12 protein-coding genes are annotated in these 18,971 nt (G+C 34.0%); all 12 read right to left on the reverse strand.

The window, feature by feature from the left end; all coding sequences use genetic code 11:
- Positions 1 to 16: 16 nt before the first annotated feature.
- Positions 17 to 1,654, reverse strand: coding sequence for a glycoside hydrolase family 172 protein (locus tag J1D01_RS08070; protein ID WP_421150456.1), 1,638 nt, complete (start codon positions 1,652 to 1,654; stop codon positions 17 to 19).
- Between the two features lie 125 nt (positions 1,655 to 1,779).
- Positions 1,780 to 4,305 (reverse strand): glycosyl hydrolase family 95 catalytic domain-containing protein, encoded by a 2,526-nt coding sequence (locus J1D01_RS08075; RefSeq protein ID WP_421150457.1) that lies wholly within the window; start codon positions 4,303 to 4,305, stop codon positions 1,780 to 1,782.
- Between the two features lie 23 nt (positions 4,306 to 4,328).
- Positions 4,329 to 5,285, reverse strand: a complete 957-nt coding sequence (locus J1D01_RS08080) for a family 43 glycosylhydrolase (protein WP_421150458.1) — start codon at positions 5,283 to 5,285, stop codon at positions 4,329 to 4,331.
- A gap of 12 nt (positions 5,286 to 5,297) precedes the next feature.
- Positions 5,298 to 6,230, reverse strand: coding sequence for a prolyl oligopeptidase family serine peptidase (locus J1D01_RS08085; protein ID WP_421150459.1), 933 nt, complete (start codon positions 6,228 to 6,230; stop codon positions 5,298 to 5,300).
- 17 nt (positions 6,231 to 6,247) lie between these two features.
- Positions 6,248 to 8,992: a hypothetical protein gene (locus J1D01_RS08090; protein ID WP_421150460.1), complete on the reverse strand. Its 2,745-nt coding sequence runs from the start codon at positions 8,990 to 8,992 to the stop codon at positions 6,248 to 6,250.
- 1 nt (position 8,993) lies between these two features.
- A complete protein-coding gene (locus J1D01_RS08095) occupies positions 8,994 to 10,790 on the reverse strand; it encodes an arylsulfatase (protein WP_421150461.1) in 1,797 nt (598 codons plus the stop codon).
- Positions 10,791 to 10,817: 27 nt separating this feature from the next.
- A complete protein-coding gene (locus tag J1D01_RS08100) occupies positions 10,818 to 12,194 on the reverse strand; it encodes a sulfatase (protein WP_421150462.1) in 1,377 nt (458 codons plus the stop codon).
- Positions 12,195 to 12,226: 32 nt separating this feature from the next.
- Complete coding sequence (locus J1D01_RS08105; RefSeq protein WP_372937435.1) at positions 12,227 to 13,090, reverse strand: hypothetical protein; 864 nt, start codon at positions 13,088 to 13,090, stop codon at positions 12,227 to 12,229.
- 315 nt (positions 13,091 to 13,405) lie between these two features.
- Positions 13,406 to 15,496 (reverse strand): T9SS type A sorting domain-containing protein, encoded by a 2,091-nt coding sequence (locus tag J1D01_RS08110; protein WP_372937434.1) that lies wholly within the window; start codon positions 15,494 to 15,496, stop codon positions 13,406 to 13,408.
- Positions 15,497 to 15,831: 335 nt separating this feature from the next.
- Positions 15,832 to 16,131: a hypothetical protein gene (locus J1D01_RS08115; protein ID WP_421150463.1), complete on the reverse strand. Its 300-nt coding sequence runs from the start codon at positions 16,129 to 16,131 to the stop codon at positions 15,832 to 15,834.
- Positions 16,132 to 16,502: 371 nt separating this feature from the next.
- Positions 16,503 to 17,447: an SGNH/GDSL hydrolase family protein gene (locus J1D01_RS08120; protein ID WP_421150464.1), complete on the reverse strand. Its 945-nt coding sequence runs from the start codon at positions 17,445 to 17,447 to the stop codon at positions 16,503 to 16,505.
- 158 nt (positions 17,448 to 17,605) lie between these two features.
- Positions 17,606 to 18,970, reverse strand: coding sequence for an alpha-L-fucosidase (locus J1D01_RS08125; RefSeq protein WP_421150465.1), 1,365 nt, complete (start codon positions 18,968 to 18,970; stop codon positions 17,606 to 17,608).
- Position 18,971: the final 1 nt, after the last annotated feature.

Genomic DNA, 18,971 nt, shown 5'->3' on the forward strand with positions numbered 1-18,971 from the left:
TTGATTGATTGTTGATTTAGTTTTTAGGAAACCCTTTAGGTAATGGTGGCACATTTAAAACTTCCTTTTCATCTGGAATTCTGTTCGATGTGGTTTGCTTATCACCATACCAATACATGCCTACACCATATCCCATTTCGCAATCGGTCCAGCTCCAAATTTCCATATCCAAGTGCAACGAGCTACTAAACGGCATAATATCTAGTGCTCTACTTCTCGTTTCGGTACTGTAACCTGAAGTATTTCTTTCTTTGGTTGTTTTTCGGTTTAACTTATTATAAACGTAGCATTTTGGTTGCGCATGGAATGGATGCTCGTAAAAATCGGTACTTCGTCCTCCCCAAGAATAGGCATAATAATCTTCTGTTCCTGTGCCGAAAATAGATGGAAAATCTTCACCATCTACCCAGATTTTTTCGTCGCCTTCTCCCCACCATTTTTCAACAGGATTCATTATTGTTAAAGCATCGCCAACATATACACCACGCCCTTTAAGCATTACATAATTCCAGTCTGAATACGGACGTGTGGATACAGGATATTGTCCTCTCCATGCTGCGTTAAAATACATACTGTCGTCATCCCATTGCCAAGAACCCACTGTAGCTTTCACATTTACTTTAACGGATTTTTTACCTAAGTTTACAACTGATATTTTTCCTGATTTTTGATACGGCATTACCCATCTGCTGGTCATAGTACCGTCTTCGTTCACTGTTCTATACCAGCCTTGGTACGGGTTTAAACCAATACCACTACCAAAAAAATCTCCTATGGGGCACCAAACCGTTTCTTCTCCATCAAACTCCATTTTTAAAACTACGGTACGGGTTACTTCAGGGTTTTTATAATTGTCTAACGAAACACTTAACTCACGGATGGCACCAGTGCCATTTGGTAATGCTACCGACTTTTCTTTTTTGGAACCCAATCTAGCACTAAACGAAACCTGTTCTCCGTTTTCTACCTTTTTAGGATTCAACAATAACTCGCCAACCTTTTTAGTAAGTGGCATGGCGTTATTGAAATCTTCTTTCGTTAAGGTTTTTATTGGTGTATAATCATCGTATGCTCTATAGGTAAATTGATAAAAGAAAGGCATCGCATCGGTTGTTATTTTACAACTTTTAGCATACGGAATAGGGAAAAAAGACACCGCAGAACGTAATGATTGATGCGCCAATGGATAAGGAATTTCACTTGTTCCATCTAACAAGCCCAACATATTGCCTTCAAAAACGGGCTCATCATTACCATCTAAATATATTTTTATGTTTATATCGGTATCGGGTTTATCGGGTTTTAAAAAGGGCATCCAAGTTCGAACAATGGCGCCAGGACCAATATGCTCCATTAATACCCATTCTTTTTTTCCGTTTTTTTCCTCTGTTCTTACAAAATTATGGTCGGTTTCTTTACTGTTGAAATCATGATTTATAAACCAGCCTTCTGTGTCCTCGGGAGTTTTAGAAGCCCTGTTATAACTGCTTTCCTGTTTCAACCTAAAGTTGGTTGTTGGAAATCGTGCAATAGCGTCTCTATCAACCATGTCTTTTAAAAGAGTTTCAACGGTAATTGGCTTAGTATTTTGAGCGCTTAAAACAAATGTGAAAGCAGCTAGCGCAAAACTTATTATAATTTTAGAATAGTTCATTTTTTGTGTATTAAAATTAAAATCAAAAATTTAGTTGATTTTATTCTTGTGTTACTTTTAAATTCGACTAAAAACCTAAGTACTTAGATACAAACACATATTACGTTCATACTGTTTAAACCTTATTACTTTTGTAACACTACTATCACTTCGCCCTTCTTGGTTTCTACATCGTACAAATACGTTGGCTTTAATGATACTTCTTCAATATTGGCTGCTTTTGAAATTAATGGTTTCTTAATTTTAGGCACCTGATAAAACGCATTCGGGTTTTCTCCAGTTGCCACTTTCAAATCACCTCCATCTTGAAGTATTAATTCATTATATGAACGAATTCGAAGATTTCCTCCTAAATTAGATTTAATGATAGCCTTCGCCACTTTACCATCTCTCCACTCCAATTCTACAATTTCAAAACCACCTCGTGCTCTTAATCCAGACACTTTTCCGTCTTTCCAAACATCTGGTAAGGCTGGAATTAAATGAATAGCCCCATCGTGACTTTGCACTAACATTTCGGTTAAACCAGAAGTAAAACCGAAGTTTCCATCAATTTGAAATGGTGGATGTGCATCAAGCATATTAGCATAAGTACCACCACCTTTTGAACCTGGTCTTCCTACCAATTTTATTTGATCTCCCATGAGTTTATAAGCATGATTACCATCTAACAAACGTGCCCAAAGATTGATTTTCCAGTTCATAGACCAACCTGTTGACGGGTCACCTCTGTGAATCAACGTATTTTCTGCCCCTTTAAATAATTCTGGAGTTCTGTAAGGTGAAATTAGATTTGAAGGAAACAAACCGTACAAATGAGATACGTGACGGTGATTGTCTTCAGGGTCATCTAAATCTTCCAACCATTCTTGAAGTTGGTTGTGTTTCCCAACTTGCATTGGTGGTAATTTAGCTAGTGTAGTTTCCATTTTCTTAACTAAATCGGCATCTTTATTCAACAGTTTAGCGGCTTCTATTGTTTTGGTTAACATATCGAACACTAACTGATTGTCCATAGTTGTACCATCATCTATAGTAATATTCTTTTTACGAATACTTGGTCCGTGTTCTGGAGAAATTGAGGGCGCAATTACCAACCACCCATTTTCAGGTTCTGGAGTTAAAACACTTAAGCAGAATTTGGCAGCGCCTTTCATGGTAGGGTAAACGGTTTCTAAATATTCTAAGTCACCATTAAACATATATTTATCCCAAACATGTTGTGTTAACCAAGTGCCGCCCATTGGCCACATACCCCAAGTAGCACCATCTACTGGTTCGCAAATTCTCCACAAATCGGTATTGTGATGTGTAACCCAACCATCAGCACCATACATTACTTCAGCGGTTTCCTGACCAGTAACAGAAAGCTCCTTTACCATTTCTATAAGCGGTTCGTGCATTTCGGTTAAATTGGTAACCTCTGCAGGCCAATAATTCATTTCTGTATTAATATTTATGGTGTACGCACTTTTCCAAGGAGGTGTTAAATCTTTACACCACAGGCCTTGTAAATTGGCAGGTTGCCCCCCAGGTTGGGAAGACGAAATCAACAAATATCTTCCATATTGAAAATACAAAGCCGCCAATGCTGGGTCGAAACCATCTCTAAATTCCTTAATCCTCACATCGGTTGGCTTTTTAGCTGCTTCTGAAGTCCCCAAATCTAATGATACTCTGTTAAAGTAATTTTTATAAAAATCGGTATGGCCTTTTACCAGATCTTTGTAATCTTTCTTTTCTGCTTTTGCTAAATAATTAGCTGCTCGCTTATGCGCATCGGCACTTACATCTTTGTAATTTACAAAGTTGGTGGCTATTGAAATATATAAGGTAACACTATCTGCATTTTCAACCTCCAACGCATCGTTTGATGCCGTTAACTTTCCACCTTCTGGCACAATTTTTACACGAGAATCGAACTCTATTTTACCTTCAATAGTAGGTGCTTCTTTTGGTAAACGTTTGTTTTTGTTATCACTTCCAAAACCAGTCATTACTAACACATTATCATTTTCAGTAAATATTGAAACCTTTGCAGGCTCTGGACGATCCATTGTTGCATTGAAACTAATTTTTCCTTTTTTATTTGCCGTTAGTTTCATGACAATAACCTCATCGGGAAAAGATGTGAAAATTTCACGCTGAAATTCCACACCATCAATGGTATATTTGGTGGTGTTGATAGCATTTTCAATATCTAATTCACGGTAATAGTTAGAAACACTATCTTGATTTTTAAAATTCAACCTTAAATTCCCAACTGTTTCATAAGGCATGCCGTGGGCTACTTTAGAAATAAACTTTTCGTTTGCCAAACGATGCGCCTCTTCATATTTTTTATTGAATAATAATTTTCTTATATCTGAAAGAGCACCTTTAGCTAATGGGTTGTCATTTCTATGAGGTCCGCCTGCCCAAAGTGTTAATTCGTTAAGTTGAATATTTTCATTTGTAGGATTACCAAATACCATGGCTCCTAAACGACCATTTCCTAATGGTAAAGCTTCATTCCAGTTGGCAGCCGGAGCATCGTACCACAGTTTTAAATTAGAATTTTTGCTTTGGGTTTTCTGTTCGTTATTCGCGCAAGAGCTTACAATTATTATAAGAACTAAAAATGTTGCCGTCCATACGGTTTTAAGTTTCATATGTGTTGATTTTTGAGTCACTATTATTTTATTGGTGTTACGGGTTTATTGGTTTTAACTCCTTCTCCTAAAGTGTATTCTATAGGAATTATAGTACCATCATTATTAAACTTTAGCTTTTCAAAACAAGCTGACCGCCTGTGAAATGTTCCATTATTTACATCTCCTCTTTGATAAAAATAGTACCATTGATTTTTGAATTCTATGGCCGACATATGCGTAGGAGCATCTATTTGTCTTTTGGTAATGTAACCTTTAAACTCTGCATAAGGTTTTGTAGGTAGTGGTGAATCTGCCATCCAATAACCCGTTCTCCAGCCTTTACGTGCCATAAAATAGTATTTACCATTTCGCTTAAAGCAATGCACTGCCTCTGCAACGGTTTCTTCACTTAAACGCATCCATGGACCATCAAGCTCTATCATATTATCTTTTAGTTTTGCTCCCATAACATGCCTGCCTTTGTCTCCAATATCCTGTTTAGTATCACTACCATAAATATAGGCTTGTCCATCATCATCAATAAAAACAGTAGGATCAAAAATGGTTGTTATTTTATCGGTTACTGCTTCTTCCCAAGGACCTACAGGCGTTTTACTTTTAGCTACACCTATATGGGTTTTGTTATATGGAAAATAGAAGTAATACCAACCATTTTTATACGCCACATCTGGAGCATTCATTTGTCCGTGTGCCCAACTGTATTCACGCGGTTTTAAAACTACACCGTGGTTTTTCCAGGTTTTTAAATCATCAGATTCTAGCACGATGTAATCTTGCATAGTACTATAATTTACAGCGGTATCTTGATCGTGAGAACAATAGACGTATACTTTTCCGTTATAAACTTCGGCTGATGGATCTGCAGCATACATAAAATCTTTTTCTCCTAATTTTAAGATTGGGTTTTGTCCATAGCTACAAATAGACATTGTTAAAATGGCAAAATATATGATTAAGTGAGCTCTATTTAATTTCATACCTTATGAAAGTTATTTTAAATGTGAAAGAATAAATTTTGTAGCTGCATCATTCAACTCTTTGATAGATGGTGAAAGGTTTTCTCCGTGAAAACTATGGGCTGCGTTTTTAATGGTTAACAATTCTACATCAGCCTTTTTTTCTTTAGCAACCTTTACCATATATGTAGAATTAATGATAGGCAATACAGTATCTTTGTCACCATGTACTAATAAAATTGGTGGACTTTTCTTATTTAAAAGTTCGGTTGGACTTAGTAGTTTTGCCAACTCTGGTTTTTCTTCTAAAGGTGCTCCCAACAATCTTTCAAATAATTTACCGTCTTCAAAAATAGAACCTGGTCTAAGGTCAGGATTCACACAAGATGTAAAAGGAAAGTACGACACCACACATTTAAAATTGGGTTTGTATTTAATGAATTCTGCATCTCCTATAAAATCAGAGTTATCTCCTAAAGCAGTTACTAAACTCAAGTGCCCCCCAGCAGAACCACCCCAAACACCGTAGCGTTTTTTATTTAATTTGAAACGTTTAACATTTTTTAAAAGAAAACGCGCCGCATCTTTGGCATCTACTACAGCATCGTAGGCATTTGAATTTCTTTTTGCCTTTCTGTATTGAATGGTTACACAAACCACTCCATTTTCTAATAAAGATTTTAGACTACCTAAAAATGCTTTTTTAAGGATATTGTATTTACTGCCACCAGCCCATCCTCCTCCATGAACATGCATCATCCATGGGTTTTTAGATGTCATTTTTTTAGCATCTGGATAAAAAATAAGCATGTCTAATTCTTGACCATTTACCGTTTTATACACTACGGTTTCCTTGTTTGGAAATGTATCAAGAATCTCTTGTTCATTAGGCTTTTGAGCCGTTAGTGTTAACGGGAAACACACTAAGGCAAATATTATTTTAATAGATTTTATGCTTAATTTCATTTAAAAATCGATTTGTTTTATTTAAACTTAATTACCCTATAATCACCAACATCAAACTTTACTTTTTTAGAGTTTTGAATGATTTCAACAGGTACCTCATTATGTAGCATGAGCTGACCATTTTGTTGTTTCAAAACAATATTTCCGTATGTAGTAGCTGAAATTGTATAACCTTTTGCCGTAACCTCTTTTCCGTTTCCAACGAAGATTACCCAATCATCGTTTTCTTCATTAGCAATCACCATATAAGTGGCATCGGTAGCAATATCTTTATACTTCACTTTTTTATGATTTGCTGATGAAAATACGATATCCTGACGACCCGATTTATGGCTAATGTTTAAGCCCGCAAACTCTTTATTTCCGTTTTCATCTTCAAAACTAGAGATACTTTTAATGCTTTTACCTTTAGAAGTTGTAAAAGGTTCATAAACTGATACGAAGGGTTTCTCCCAAGCGGCTCCGTGTTGTCTTGCTACAAAAGTTAAATACGGTTGTTTATCTACTTGGTATGGTAAACCGTGATTACCTTTAAAAGCCTTATTTGGAGGCGATTTTATTGAGAACACTTCACGACCTTGGGTTCCTTTCATCCATAAATTCATAAAAACATCGTCTTTACCATCTTCAAAATCTATTTTCCATTCTACTTGGTAGTCTTTATTGGTTTTTAAAGATTTTTTATCCCACATATAATCTAAAGCATATAAATGTCCTCCCGCAAAGCCCATTTCTTCACTTTGAGTAAGTTTTAAAGGGTTGCCCTTGACATCCATCACTTTCATTGTTTGCCCTAAATTGTGATAGTAATAATCGTGAAATTTATCACCTTTACGCTGTTTTTTGGAACGGAATATATCAATATAATACCCTGTTTCCTCTCCTGTTTTTACAATACTTACCAATCGGGTTTGGTCACTTCTGGTTTCTGGTTCTAAAAAGTAAACATTAGAGTATGTAATATCAGAATAATATCCATCTTTTTGTTCCGATTTTGGATATTCACCTATTAAATCGAATGCGTGGTAACTCAACATTTCGGTGTATGAAGAGGCACCATCAACCATTACAGTATTGTGCGCAGGGAATTGCGAATAGTATTCTAAGTAAATAGGCTGAAGATAGCCAGCGCCCTTTCCAGGGTCTGCACCTTGAACAAATCCTTTTCCATACAATTCCATGTTAATTCCATTGGCGTGCATGTGGTTACCCAAAGAACCGTTTAAAGACACCATCATACCATTTTTGCCTTGCCCCATACGTTGTACATGCCAACTTACATTGGGGGCGTAAAAGGTTTGTGTAATGTAATCTTCTAGTTTTGCTGTACCGTACTTTTTGTTTAATACAAGAGGTTTACTAGCAAAAAACGAACTGATATCGGCTTTTGGTTTTCTCTTGCGGTTTGATTGATTTGAAGCTTCAGTAAACAAACGGTACATTTCTGTAAATTCTTTCTCTAGTTCCGTATTGTTGTTTTTTTGAGCAATACGAATAATATCACTTATAGCGTCTGTTCTTAAAGAACCATAATAGCTATCTCCAAAAGCTATGGTTTGTCTGTTAGGGAATAAATACTGTGGCAATACTTTTACAGCCTTTTCCATTACTGGTAAATATGGAAGAATGTTATGGTTGAATGTATTATCGAAATCATAAACAAAACGCATGACATCGTTAGTTACACCAAATGAATACCCTGGGCATTCTGCCCAAACACCGTTGTCTTTATCGTATCCGTAATCTAACAACTTTGTTAAAGACCATTGGCGAGGTGAAGTTACGTTTAGAATATAATTAATGTAATATTCTCTTCCTTTTCCATCTTCATAATTTTCATCGCTTTGCAGCACCATAGCTGCTTTTAAGATGATTTTAGCCTGATGCAAATTCCAGTTATTTTGTGGCACACCATTTTTAATAATCTGGTGATTCCATTTTTTTATAGTTGCATCATAAATTTTAATTTTATCTGGATAATTTTGTTCAATGTACTGATGTAAAAAATCATATAATTCTGAAGCTATTTTTAAAGAACTTTCATGAATCACTTGAAAGCATTCCATACCCACTAAGGTTTGAATGTGTCCATTCATTAAATCCTTAGGTGCATTACGGTAATACATCCCCATCATGTAAGTATCAAAAATATCAAATGCGAATTTTGCAAATGGTTCTTTATCTTCAAACCAATATAAAAAAGCTGCATCACGCGCTAATCCCAATAACTTTTGGTTATGACGATGTATAATACCTCCTGTTTTAGACTGTTCTACCCACTCTAAAGGCCTTCCTTCTTTGGTTTTATTTCGTAGGTAGAGTCCTCGTTCATCATCCATATAAGGTAAAATATCTTCTAAATCTGGCATTACATAATTGGTGGTATGGTCTCGAGAACCCGTAAAACGCACCGTTGGCACAGGCGCCTCTCCATCGGCATGCGAATAGTAAATACCATTAACGTAAACATTGGTGGCTTTTGTTTTCCAATACATCATTAGTCTGGAAACCATCCACTCGGGGTTTGAGATATGTCGTTCTACATGTTTATCTATACGGTTATGAATACCTGAAAGCACCTCTTTTGCCCAAGCTTCTTTTTTAATTGTTTTTTGCAATGATTTCTTTTCAGATTGCGTAATATATATTCTTGGATAGCCTTGTTCTAAATTTTCTGGCAATGGAATTTTATTAATTTCTTGGGCTGAAGCAATACTTATAACGCAACATAAAAATGCTGTTATTTTAAATTGTCTTATCATTTTATAATTTTTCAATATATACATAGTATGCTGGATGTACTCTATTATTTTTATCTATTAATTGTGCTTCCATATCATACTTACCTTCGGGAATAAACCCTTTAAAGGTAACTTCTTCTTGATTTTCTTTAATTATTTCAGACTTACTTAAATTAGCTACATATAAGTAAGCTTCTGTAAAATCGTTTTTTACACTGGCAGGCATTGCCCTATCTAATTTAATGGTTTTCTCTGTTTCTGGAAAAACAGCATTAATGGGTAGACCACTTTCTCGAGGAAAACGTCTTAATGTTATGGTATATTCACCATCTTCAACAAACTCTATTTTCCATCTACCTGTGGCCTGTGATGCAGTTACAGCCCCGTATTGGTGCCACATATGACCAAATTTACCTGTTAGCATATCATGTGATGAAATACGACTTGGATTTTCTTTTGACGACCCCACCTTTATATAAGCATAACGTTCATTTGGAGTTTCTGACATAATGGATTGCCACCATTTTTCATAACCTTCTTTTAATCTTGAAGTTACCTCTGGATATTGGTTTATAACATTATGTTCTTGAGCTAAATCTTGATTTATATTATAAAGCTCTTTACCATTGACTAACCTCCAATTATCATCCATTACGGTATAAGCCTTGTATTTGATTAAATTCTGTTTTCTTTGGGTGTCCATATATAAAATACGATTCTCCCACTTTGGGTTTTCTTCCTTTATTAATGGTTTTAAGCTTTTACCGTCTAAAGGCTTAACAGGATTGAAATCAAGGCCTAATAAATCAACAAAAGTGGGTAGTAAATCATAATGAGCAACTAACTCATCAATGTCTTTTCCTCCTGTAAGTTGTCCGTTGGGCCAACGTATATATAGTGGCACTCGGTGTCCGCCTTCATAAACACTACCTTTACCTCCTTTTAAGCCTGCATTATAAACACTTCTGCCTGCAGCAGTACCATTATCGGTAGTGAATATTAAAATAGTATTATCGTCAATTTTTAATTCTTTAAGTTTGGCTTCTAAGGCTTTAAAATTTTCATCTATATTAGTAATCATGCCATAAAACCGACGTGTACGTTCTGAAATTTCATTGTATTCTGCATACATATCAATATATTTTTTATCTACATTATATGGTGCATGTGGTGCATTGGTAGCTATGTAACAGAAAAACGGCTGATCTTTATTTTCTTCAATAAAATTTAATGCTTCAGAAAAGAAAATATCTGTACAATAGCCTTTATACTTTTGGGGTTTACCGTTATGCCAGTAAGTATCATCAAAATAATCATTTCCCCAATAATCGGGTCCTTGGGTAATACCTCCACCACCGTGACGTACCACTTCTGAAAACCCTCGGTCTTCTGGTCTGTAAGGATAATTATCTCCTAGATGCCATTTACCAAACATGCCATTTATATAGCCGTTTTGAGCCAGGATTTGAGGTAGGATGACTTCATCTTCAAAAAGAAGTGAACGCCCTGTTATGGTATGAAAAACATTTACCCTATTGGTATGACGCCCAGTCATTAAAGCGCCTCGAGTAGGTGCACAGGTTGTAGACACATGGTAGTTGGTAAAGCGAACTGCATCTGAATAAAATTTATCAATAGCAGGTGTTTTAATGTACGGATTGCCTTCGCAACCTAAATCTCCTTTTCCTTGATCATCGGTAATAACAATTATGATATTAGGACGCTGATTAGTGTTTTTATTATTTTGTGCTAATAAATGATAAGAATAAAAAACAGTATAAAAACATACAAAGACAAAAGGAACAAACTTTTTTATCATTTAACAAAAATTTAATTTATTGATTATTTAGTTAGCGACAGGTTCTACACCTTGTCTTACATCTTTTTTCCAATCACTCATTTTTTGCTTCATTTGTTCTACTAAACTTTGGTTAGACGAAGCTAAATTATTGGTTTCGGCCAAATCATTTTCTAAATTGTACAACTCATAAACTATTTGGTTTTCTTTTGGAATTTCAATTAACTTCCAACTACCACTGCGCATAGCTGTTTTTCCTTTAAAACTCCAAAACAAATCTCTTTTAGGTAAGCTTTCATTTTTTAATAAATGATTTTTGATACTTATACCGTCAATATTTTTACTAGATGGCGTTCCATTTGCAAAATCTACAAAGGTTGGCAAAAAGTCCATTGTCAATACTGTTTCTTTACTTACCCACCCTTCTTTAACTTTTCCTGGGTAACTTATTATGGCAGGCACACGGTGTCCTCCTTCATAAATGGATGCTTTTGCCGCTCTTAGGCCCCCGCTATCGCCTCTGCTTCCGGCGGGACCATTATCTGAACAAAAAACAACCATAGTATTTTCATTGAGGCCTTCTTCTCCTAAGGTTGTTATAATTTCACCTACACTTTCATCCATTAACTCAATCATTTCTTTGTAAATAATTGGCACACTATCTTTTGGTACTTTCCTAATAAACTTACCACTACCTTCTTTTCTTAAAGGCTTGTCATTGCGCCCTTGTATAGGATAATGTGGAGCTTCTTGTGCTAGATATAAAAAGAATGGTTTTCCTGTTTTTTTAGGATTGTTTTCTTTTATAAATTTCTTACCGTATTTCGTAATTAAATCTGTGGTATAACCAGGTTCGTCTTCTATTTTCTTGTTTTTCCACCAATCTAGATATCCAGCTTGATCGATGTGTGAATGATAATCTATATTACCACTAACAAAGCCTGTAAAATCATCAAATCCTTGATATGTTGGGTTATAAGGTTCTGCATAGCCTAAGTGCCATTTACCAAACATTGCTGTTACATATCCTTGATTTTTTAGTTCTTCGGCAAGTGTAATCTCATCTAAGCTTAAACCTACTTCTCTATGTCCTACTGCAGTTATAACACCTTCTACCCCTGTTCTTTGTTGATATTTACCTGTCATTAATGCGGCTCTTGTAGGGCTACACACCGGTCCGTTAGCATGAAAATCTGTAAACTTAACTCCTTTTTCTGCCAATTTATCAAGGTTAGGTGTTTTAACCTTTGGGCTTCCGTAACTTGATAATTCTCCATACCCTAAATCATCGGCCATTATGAGTATAATATTTGGTTTAGATTCTTTTGGAATATTTTCTACTTCTTTTTTAGACTCTTTACAGCCCATTAACAAAAAAACATATACTACTAGTATTGAATAGTTTAGTACATTTTTACTTTTCATTTTTTAATTAAGTCTTAGTTATTCTATTTAGATTAAAATTTAGGAGTTTCTATAATTTGCTTAACATCTTCAGGGCTTGTTTTTTGCTTCCCTGTTAAAAGGTAAACAATCATGCCCGCATCTGAGGGGTCAAAATCACCTTTCTTTACACATGTTAATTGCCTGCTATACAACCAATCTAATTGTTTTTTTTGTTTTTTAGACTGTTGTCTTATCTTTGATGTTTTCATCCAATCATATTGTTCTTTAGGTGCTTTTAAGCCCTCATAATCCTTACCTCCGTTTTGGTCTAAAATTCTATCAAAAATTAAACCATAAGGTTGAAACTTTTCTTTTATTTCATTCCATCTCCAACCAGAATGTTTTTCCCAATTATGTGGTTTATCTGAATGATTGTTATTCCAATTAGAATGCGAAATGAGTCTTACAAATTTTAGTTTTTCTGTTTTTGCCAAAGCTATGGCGCTTCCTACAACCTCCATAGGGCCTGCAGCTATAATTGTTAATGGACTGTTCTTGTTAGATTTGTTTATTTGTTGCACTATGGCATTTATAGCTTTATTTGGTTTTTCCACAGCCTCTATGAAGTTACTATTTTTGAAATTATAAATTTTTTTTCCTTGAAGAGCACTAATTTGCATTTGCTTTTTACCATCAGTTTTATCATGGTTGCTCCCCCAAATATGATCACTAAACGTATAAACCGTTAAGCTATCTTGCAAGCTTTGAGATGCTAACAAAGCAAGTGTTAATGGAGTTGCTGCCCAATCATCATGGTCATGTTCGTTCCCATCAGAACTTATTACTATTCTACCTGTTGTATACGGAATTGTTTGAGAAATTAAATTACCTGTTACTATAAGTGCTATGAATAAAAATATATAGTGTTTTTGCATTGATTTATTTTTGTTTTTTAGCGTAATGACGGTTTAAAAACAATATTAAAAATTCTTAATTATTTTGGGTATAAACTATGAATCTACTTAGATAAATTATAGCCCATTTTAAAATAAGAACAGCTTATTTTTTTTTACCTTATTATTTAGCATCTACTTTATCTTGCTGCAAATAGGCTAGTAAATTTATATAAAGAATTTATACTTATTGTTTGAGCTTGAAATTATTGTCTATTATTAACAAAAAAGACTTAGGATAGAAACCCCAAGCCTTTTAGAAAATTATTTTTTTATAGTTTTTATTGAATTTACTAACTACATTTTAATTACTTTTTTAGTTGTAATTATCTTACTATCACTAATTTTTAAAAGATACACTCCTTTATTTAAGTGAGATAAATCTAAAGTAACTTCTTTAGAGTTTATAACCTTCTTTTCTAAAACTCTTTGCCCACTTAAAGTATATAAAACCAAATTAGTATTAGCTGCGTTAACATTGGATTGATTTAAAGAAATTTTAAGTTCGTCTTTTACTGGATTTGGGTATAAGTTTATTGAAGAAATACTTTTATCTTCTACAGATAAAGAAGACTCAAACACCTGTACTTCTGCTAAAGACAGCACATTAGAGCTGTTTAATTGAATAATCCTTACAGCCTTTCCTAATGCACCTCCGGCATTAATAGTCTTTGAAGGGTTTGGGGCATCATTAGTAAATGTTTGCGAAAATGTTTCAACTCCATTAGCATCAAAAACTTTAACTTCAAAATTGGCTAATCTATCAATATAGCTTTGACTTCCTGTTCTATTCCAAACAACAATATCTCCTATAGGTTTTTCTTCTGTTAAATTTACTTGCCACCAAGCCTCAGTATCTGAAGCATTTGTATGAGTAACCGAATCATTATTAAAATTACCATCGGTATTACCATCTATTGCTCTATTTGCTAAACCTGTATAAGCTGTTGAAGACTGAACTGCTGCTCCTGTTAATGCTAAATTAGTAGAATTACAATCTATTGCCTCAATGGTATTACCTGATCCATTATTAACTACATCATCAATATTACATTCTTGTACTAGATTATTAGTGGCATCGGCATGTAAAACTACTGGAAAGTTAGTCATATTTTTAAGAAAAACATCATTTACCGTATGATTGTTCTGTGATGGATTGCTTCCGTTAAGCACTCTTAAACCTTGTAAATCTCCTGCCATCATTATTTTTAAATCACTTGGAAAATCTGTTTCTTCAGATCTAAACGTTAAGTTATGTTCTTTACCGCCAATATAGGCTACTGCACCATGGCCATTGTAATAATCATCACTTGGTGGTAAAATGGTTATATCTGCATTATACCCAGTATCGCTAGCATAAGCATTTTTATACACTGGCCCGTAAATTGCATCGGCACCACAATTTAAAACTATACCAGAACCTATAGAATAGCCTGATTCGCACCCTAAAACCACACAATTTTCAACATATTTTTTTCCTGTGGCATGGGCAAGAACAACTCCTGTTCTTGCATTTTTAATAGTACAATCTTTAACAGTAGGATTATCTGTTCCTCTTTGAATTTCAACACCATCAATATATGTGGTGCCAGCATTATACGCTCTAATACCGCCTTCTTGCAAACTCATCATATAACCTGCGGGAAGCTTGTAACCCCAAGTGGTCATAAAATCTACATCATAGGCAGGTCCAGAGGTTTCTGCTAACATATCATCTGTGGTACGCATTTCACCTTCTATATAACAACCTTCTATTATAGGATAACTAGCTGCTTGCATAAAAACACAATGCCCATAAGAACGTGAAATTACTGTAGTGTTTTTTAGATGGTTTCTTAATCCTCTTATTAAAATACCCGAATGTTTATAGTGCTTAATAACTGTATTTGTTCCTCCTTTACCAAAAGCATCTCCGTAACCATAAGGATATGACCCACGGACGGTTAAATGAAAACCTTCTATTAAATTATCCCTACCATCCATGGCAATTCCTAATGCTGTTTTAGTTGGCCTAGTATTACCTATATCTTCAATGGTTAAATTTTTAAGTACATTGTTATTGCCTAATATTTGAATTTCTTTAACATCTACATTTCCAAATTTTGTAAATACGTAAGTATTAATACTAATTTTAACATCTGTAAAATCATAAGTACTATTGGAACCTTCAAATAAAAGCAATGGATTAGAAAATTTGCCTGCAGTAATATCAAAAGCGCTAATAGAATAATTTCCAGGAGCCAATTTAACATCTACATTATCTTGCTTTAAATATGGCAATAAATCCTCCAAAGAATTTACAGTAACTGTTTGGGCTTGTAGTTGTTGCACAATCAGTAATAAAAAACCAATTACAATTGATTTAGTTAAATAGTAGTTCTTTTTCATTGTTTAAAATATTTAGTTTAGTTTGTACAAAACTAGACCATAAGAACTTTTTAACATATAAACTAATGACAAATGACTTTAAATTATGATTCATTTATCTCAAAACAGTGTTATATATTGAAAAAAAATGTAGAAAAACAACAATATTAACTTTTCTTGCTATTTTACTATTTTTAAATGTTTTACTATTAATTCTACTAAAAAGAAACCTTAAAAATTCTGAAATAAAAACAGAGATTCTATTGATGAAATAGCAAGAAAAAACAATATCATTATATTGAACAAAAAAAGGGTATAGTTTTAGCTATACCCTTTTTATTTTTTTAATCTAAAAACTATTTTAATAAATTTAGTAAACCTGTTAATTCTGTAAGGTTTAAACTAGAATTGCTATCTGTATCTAAAACACCAAAGTTTTCGGCTACAGAACCTATAGCTTCTGTTTTGCTAATAGCCTCATCTTCATTACTATCTAATAAATTAAAAAGTGTAGAGATTTGTTGTACTGTAGAGTTTGAACTTAACGAGCTTAATAATGTTGCGGCCTCTGTTACTGAAGATGTATTAATATTTTTAACGCTATTGCAACTAAACATAGTAACAACTAAAGCAAATGATAATGCTGTTTTTTTCATAAAATGAGTATTATTTTGTTTGTGCAAATCTAATTTTATTAAACTTTTAACTAAAAGAGAATAGACTAATAACATATATATATCTTTAAGTTAAGTAGATTAATAGACCAACCATTACTTGGTTAATAACTTATTCAAATAATTTGGATAATTTTTACCATTACCTTCACCTATTATAATAGAATCTCCAAAACAATTAATTTTGGTTTTAGGCTGATGCAAATTACTTTTTTCTGCTAAGTTTTTAACAATATCTCTTATCTAGACTTACTATTTAAAATCAGACCTAGTTCAAACTATTTTTCTGACTTTTAAACGAACAAATATTAACTAAAAAAATCAACCTAGTTCAGTATAACACAATACTTTCTCTATTTTTTAAGTGCTTTTTTTATGGCTTTATTAGCCAAAGGTTCCATTACACTATAGCCTTTCGCATTGGGATGCACAGTATCCCTTCCATACGCTTCTATTAACCCTTTATCTTCATTAACCATTGCAGAATAATAGTCTAGATACACCATATTGTTAGCTTCGGCATAAGTCTTTATCAATTTATTGAGCTCTACAATTTTATCAACGGGGTTTACAGAAGGGCTCCAAGAATAATTACTTGCAGGTAGGACCGAAGCCAAAACCACTTTTATATTATGTGCTCTTGCCTGTTCTGCCATAGAAAAAATATTATTGGCTATTTCTGGTACTGTAATAGGCCCTGTATTGCCGGCAATATCATTGGTTCCTGCAAGTATTACTACAACTTCAGGGTTTAAACCTATTACATCTTGCCTAAACCTTAGGAGCATTTGCGATGTGGTTTGTCCGCTAATGCCTCTTCCTATATAATTGTTTTTAGTGAAGAATTCTGGACGAAAATCGACCCATCTATCTGTTATGGAATTCCCCATAAACACCACTCGTTTTTCTTTTTTTCCTGGAGCTTTCAATGCCTCATTAACTTTTTTGTATCTTTTTAAATTGGCCCAATCTTCATTTGGCATTAATTTTATTTTAATTACTGTTTCATCAGTATTAACAGCTTTCTCTGGTAAAAAAATGGTTAATTTATCATTAATTAATTTTATTTTCATTTTTTTTGATAGGTCTGAAATCAACCTTGCTTCTCTTGGTTTAATTGTTCTATCTATAACCAATTTACCATCTTTTGGCCATTTAACTACATGTGCAAATAAAAACCCGTCTTTTGCACTGTAATACCCCCATTCTGGTTTTGCATAAGAATTAGTTTGAGCAACTCCTTGAAAAACATTTAAAAGAATTAACAGCGCAACAATTATTTTCTTGAGAACATTCATCTTATTTATTTTTAAAATTCTATAAAATAATAAGTAATTAGGTAATTCACCAAATTGAATTTTCACTGTATTTTATAAAATTTTATTATTAAAGAAAACAGGCAGGCAATAATGAATTGCTTGCCTGTTAACCTTTTAATTATTTATTTTTTGTGGTATTATTTAGCCAACTCTATTTTTACCACAGAAACAGGATTATCTGGTGCTAAAGTTGGCACTTCAACTAATAATTCCCTTGATGTACCTAATGTTTTTAGTTCAACATCAGGATTGGTTAATAACGTTGCTTTTTTAACCTTAATATCTTTATGAAGTTTTAATAATCCGCTTTTTGGCCAATCGAAAACATGAGCATAAATCACACCATCTTTTGCAGTGTAGCGTCCCCATTTAGGTTTTTCATAAGGACTAGCCGATGCTCCATAAATAGCCTCTCCATTTTTTTGTGTCCACTGTCCCATAGCGTTTAAACGTCGAATACTTTGCGCAGGAAATCTTCCGTAACCATCTGGCCCTATATTTAGCAAAAAGTTACCGCCTTTAGACACAATATCTACTAATTTTTGAATTAAATCTTCGCTACTTTTCCATTTATTATCATCTGGTTTGTAACCCCAAGTGCCGTTCATTGTCATACATGCTTCCCAATCTTCATCTATTCCGGTATCTGGAATTTCTTGCTCTGGCGTACCAAAATCACCAGCAAAATCACCTTCTGCATCCATTCCTTCCATTCCTTTTCTACCTTTATCAACTCTGTTGTTTACAATGGTATTTGGTTGAATTTCGCGAATAAAATCGTAAAGTTCTTTACCCATTTCGGTAGTGTAATCTGAAATCCAATCTCCATCAAACCAAACCACTCCAACATCGCCATAATTGGTTAGTAATTCTTTTACTTGAGGCTTCATATAATTTTTGAAATACTTAGGAAACTTTGGGTTAACCACCGATGGATCATCATGCTGTGCAATATTATAATTAGGATATAAATTACCTTGCGCATGTGGGTGATGCCAGTCTACAATAGAATAATAAAAACAAAATTTAATACCTTGTTTTTTACAAGCCTCTGCTAATTCTTTTATGATATCTCGTTTAAATGGCGAGGTATCCATAATATCGTAATCTGTTACTTTAGAATCCCATAAACAAAAACCTTCATGATGTTTAGAAGTAATTACAATATACTTCATTCCTGCGTCTTTAGCCATTTTCACCCAAGCATCAGCATCAAACAAAACAGGATTAAACATTTTTGGGAATTTCTCGTATTCCTCAACCGTATAATCTAACTTGTCCATGGCCCATTCTGCACCTCCTCCAGCTATTTTTGTGCCACGTTCTCCACCAATTATAGAGTAAGCTCCCCAGTGGATAAACATACCAAATTTAGCATCTCTCCACCAAGCCATGCGCTCATCGTCAGAGAGCTTTTTAGAACTAGAGCTTTGTGCAAACCCTAAATTGGTGCCCATTACAACAACCAATGCAAATAGTACTATGTTTTTTAAAGTTTTCATT

The sequence above is a fragment of the Seonamhaeicola sp. NFXS20 genome (genome assembly GCF_049132085.1).
Lineage (GTDB): Bacteria > Bacteroidota > Bacteroidia > Flavobacteriales > Flavobacteriaceae > Seonamhaeicola.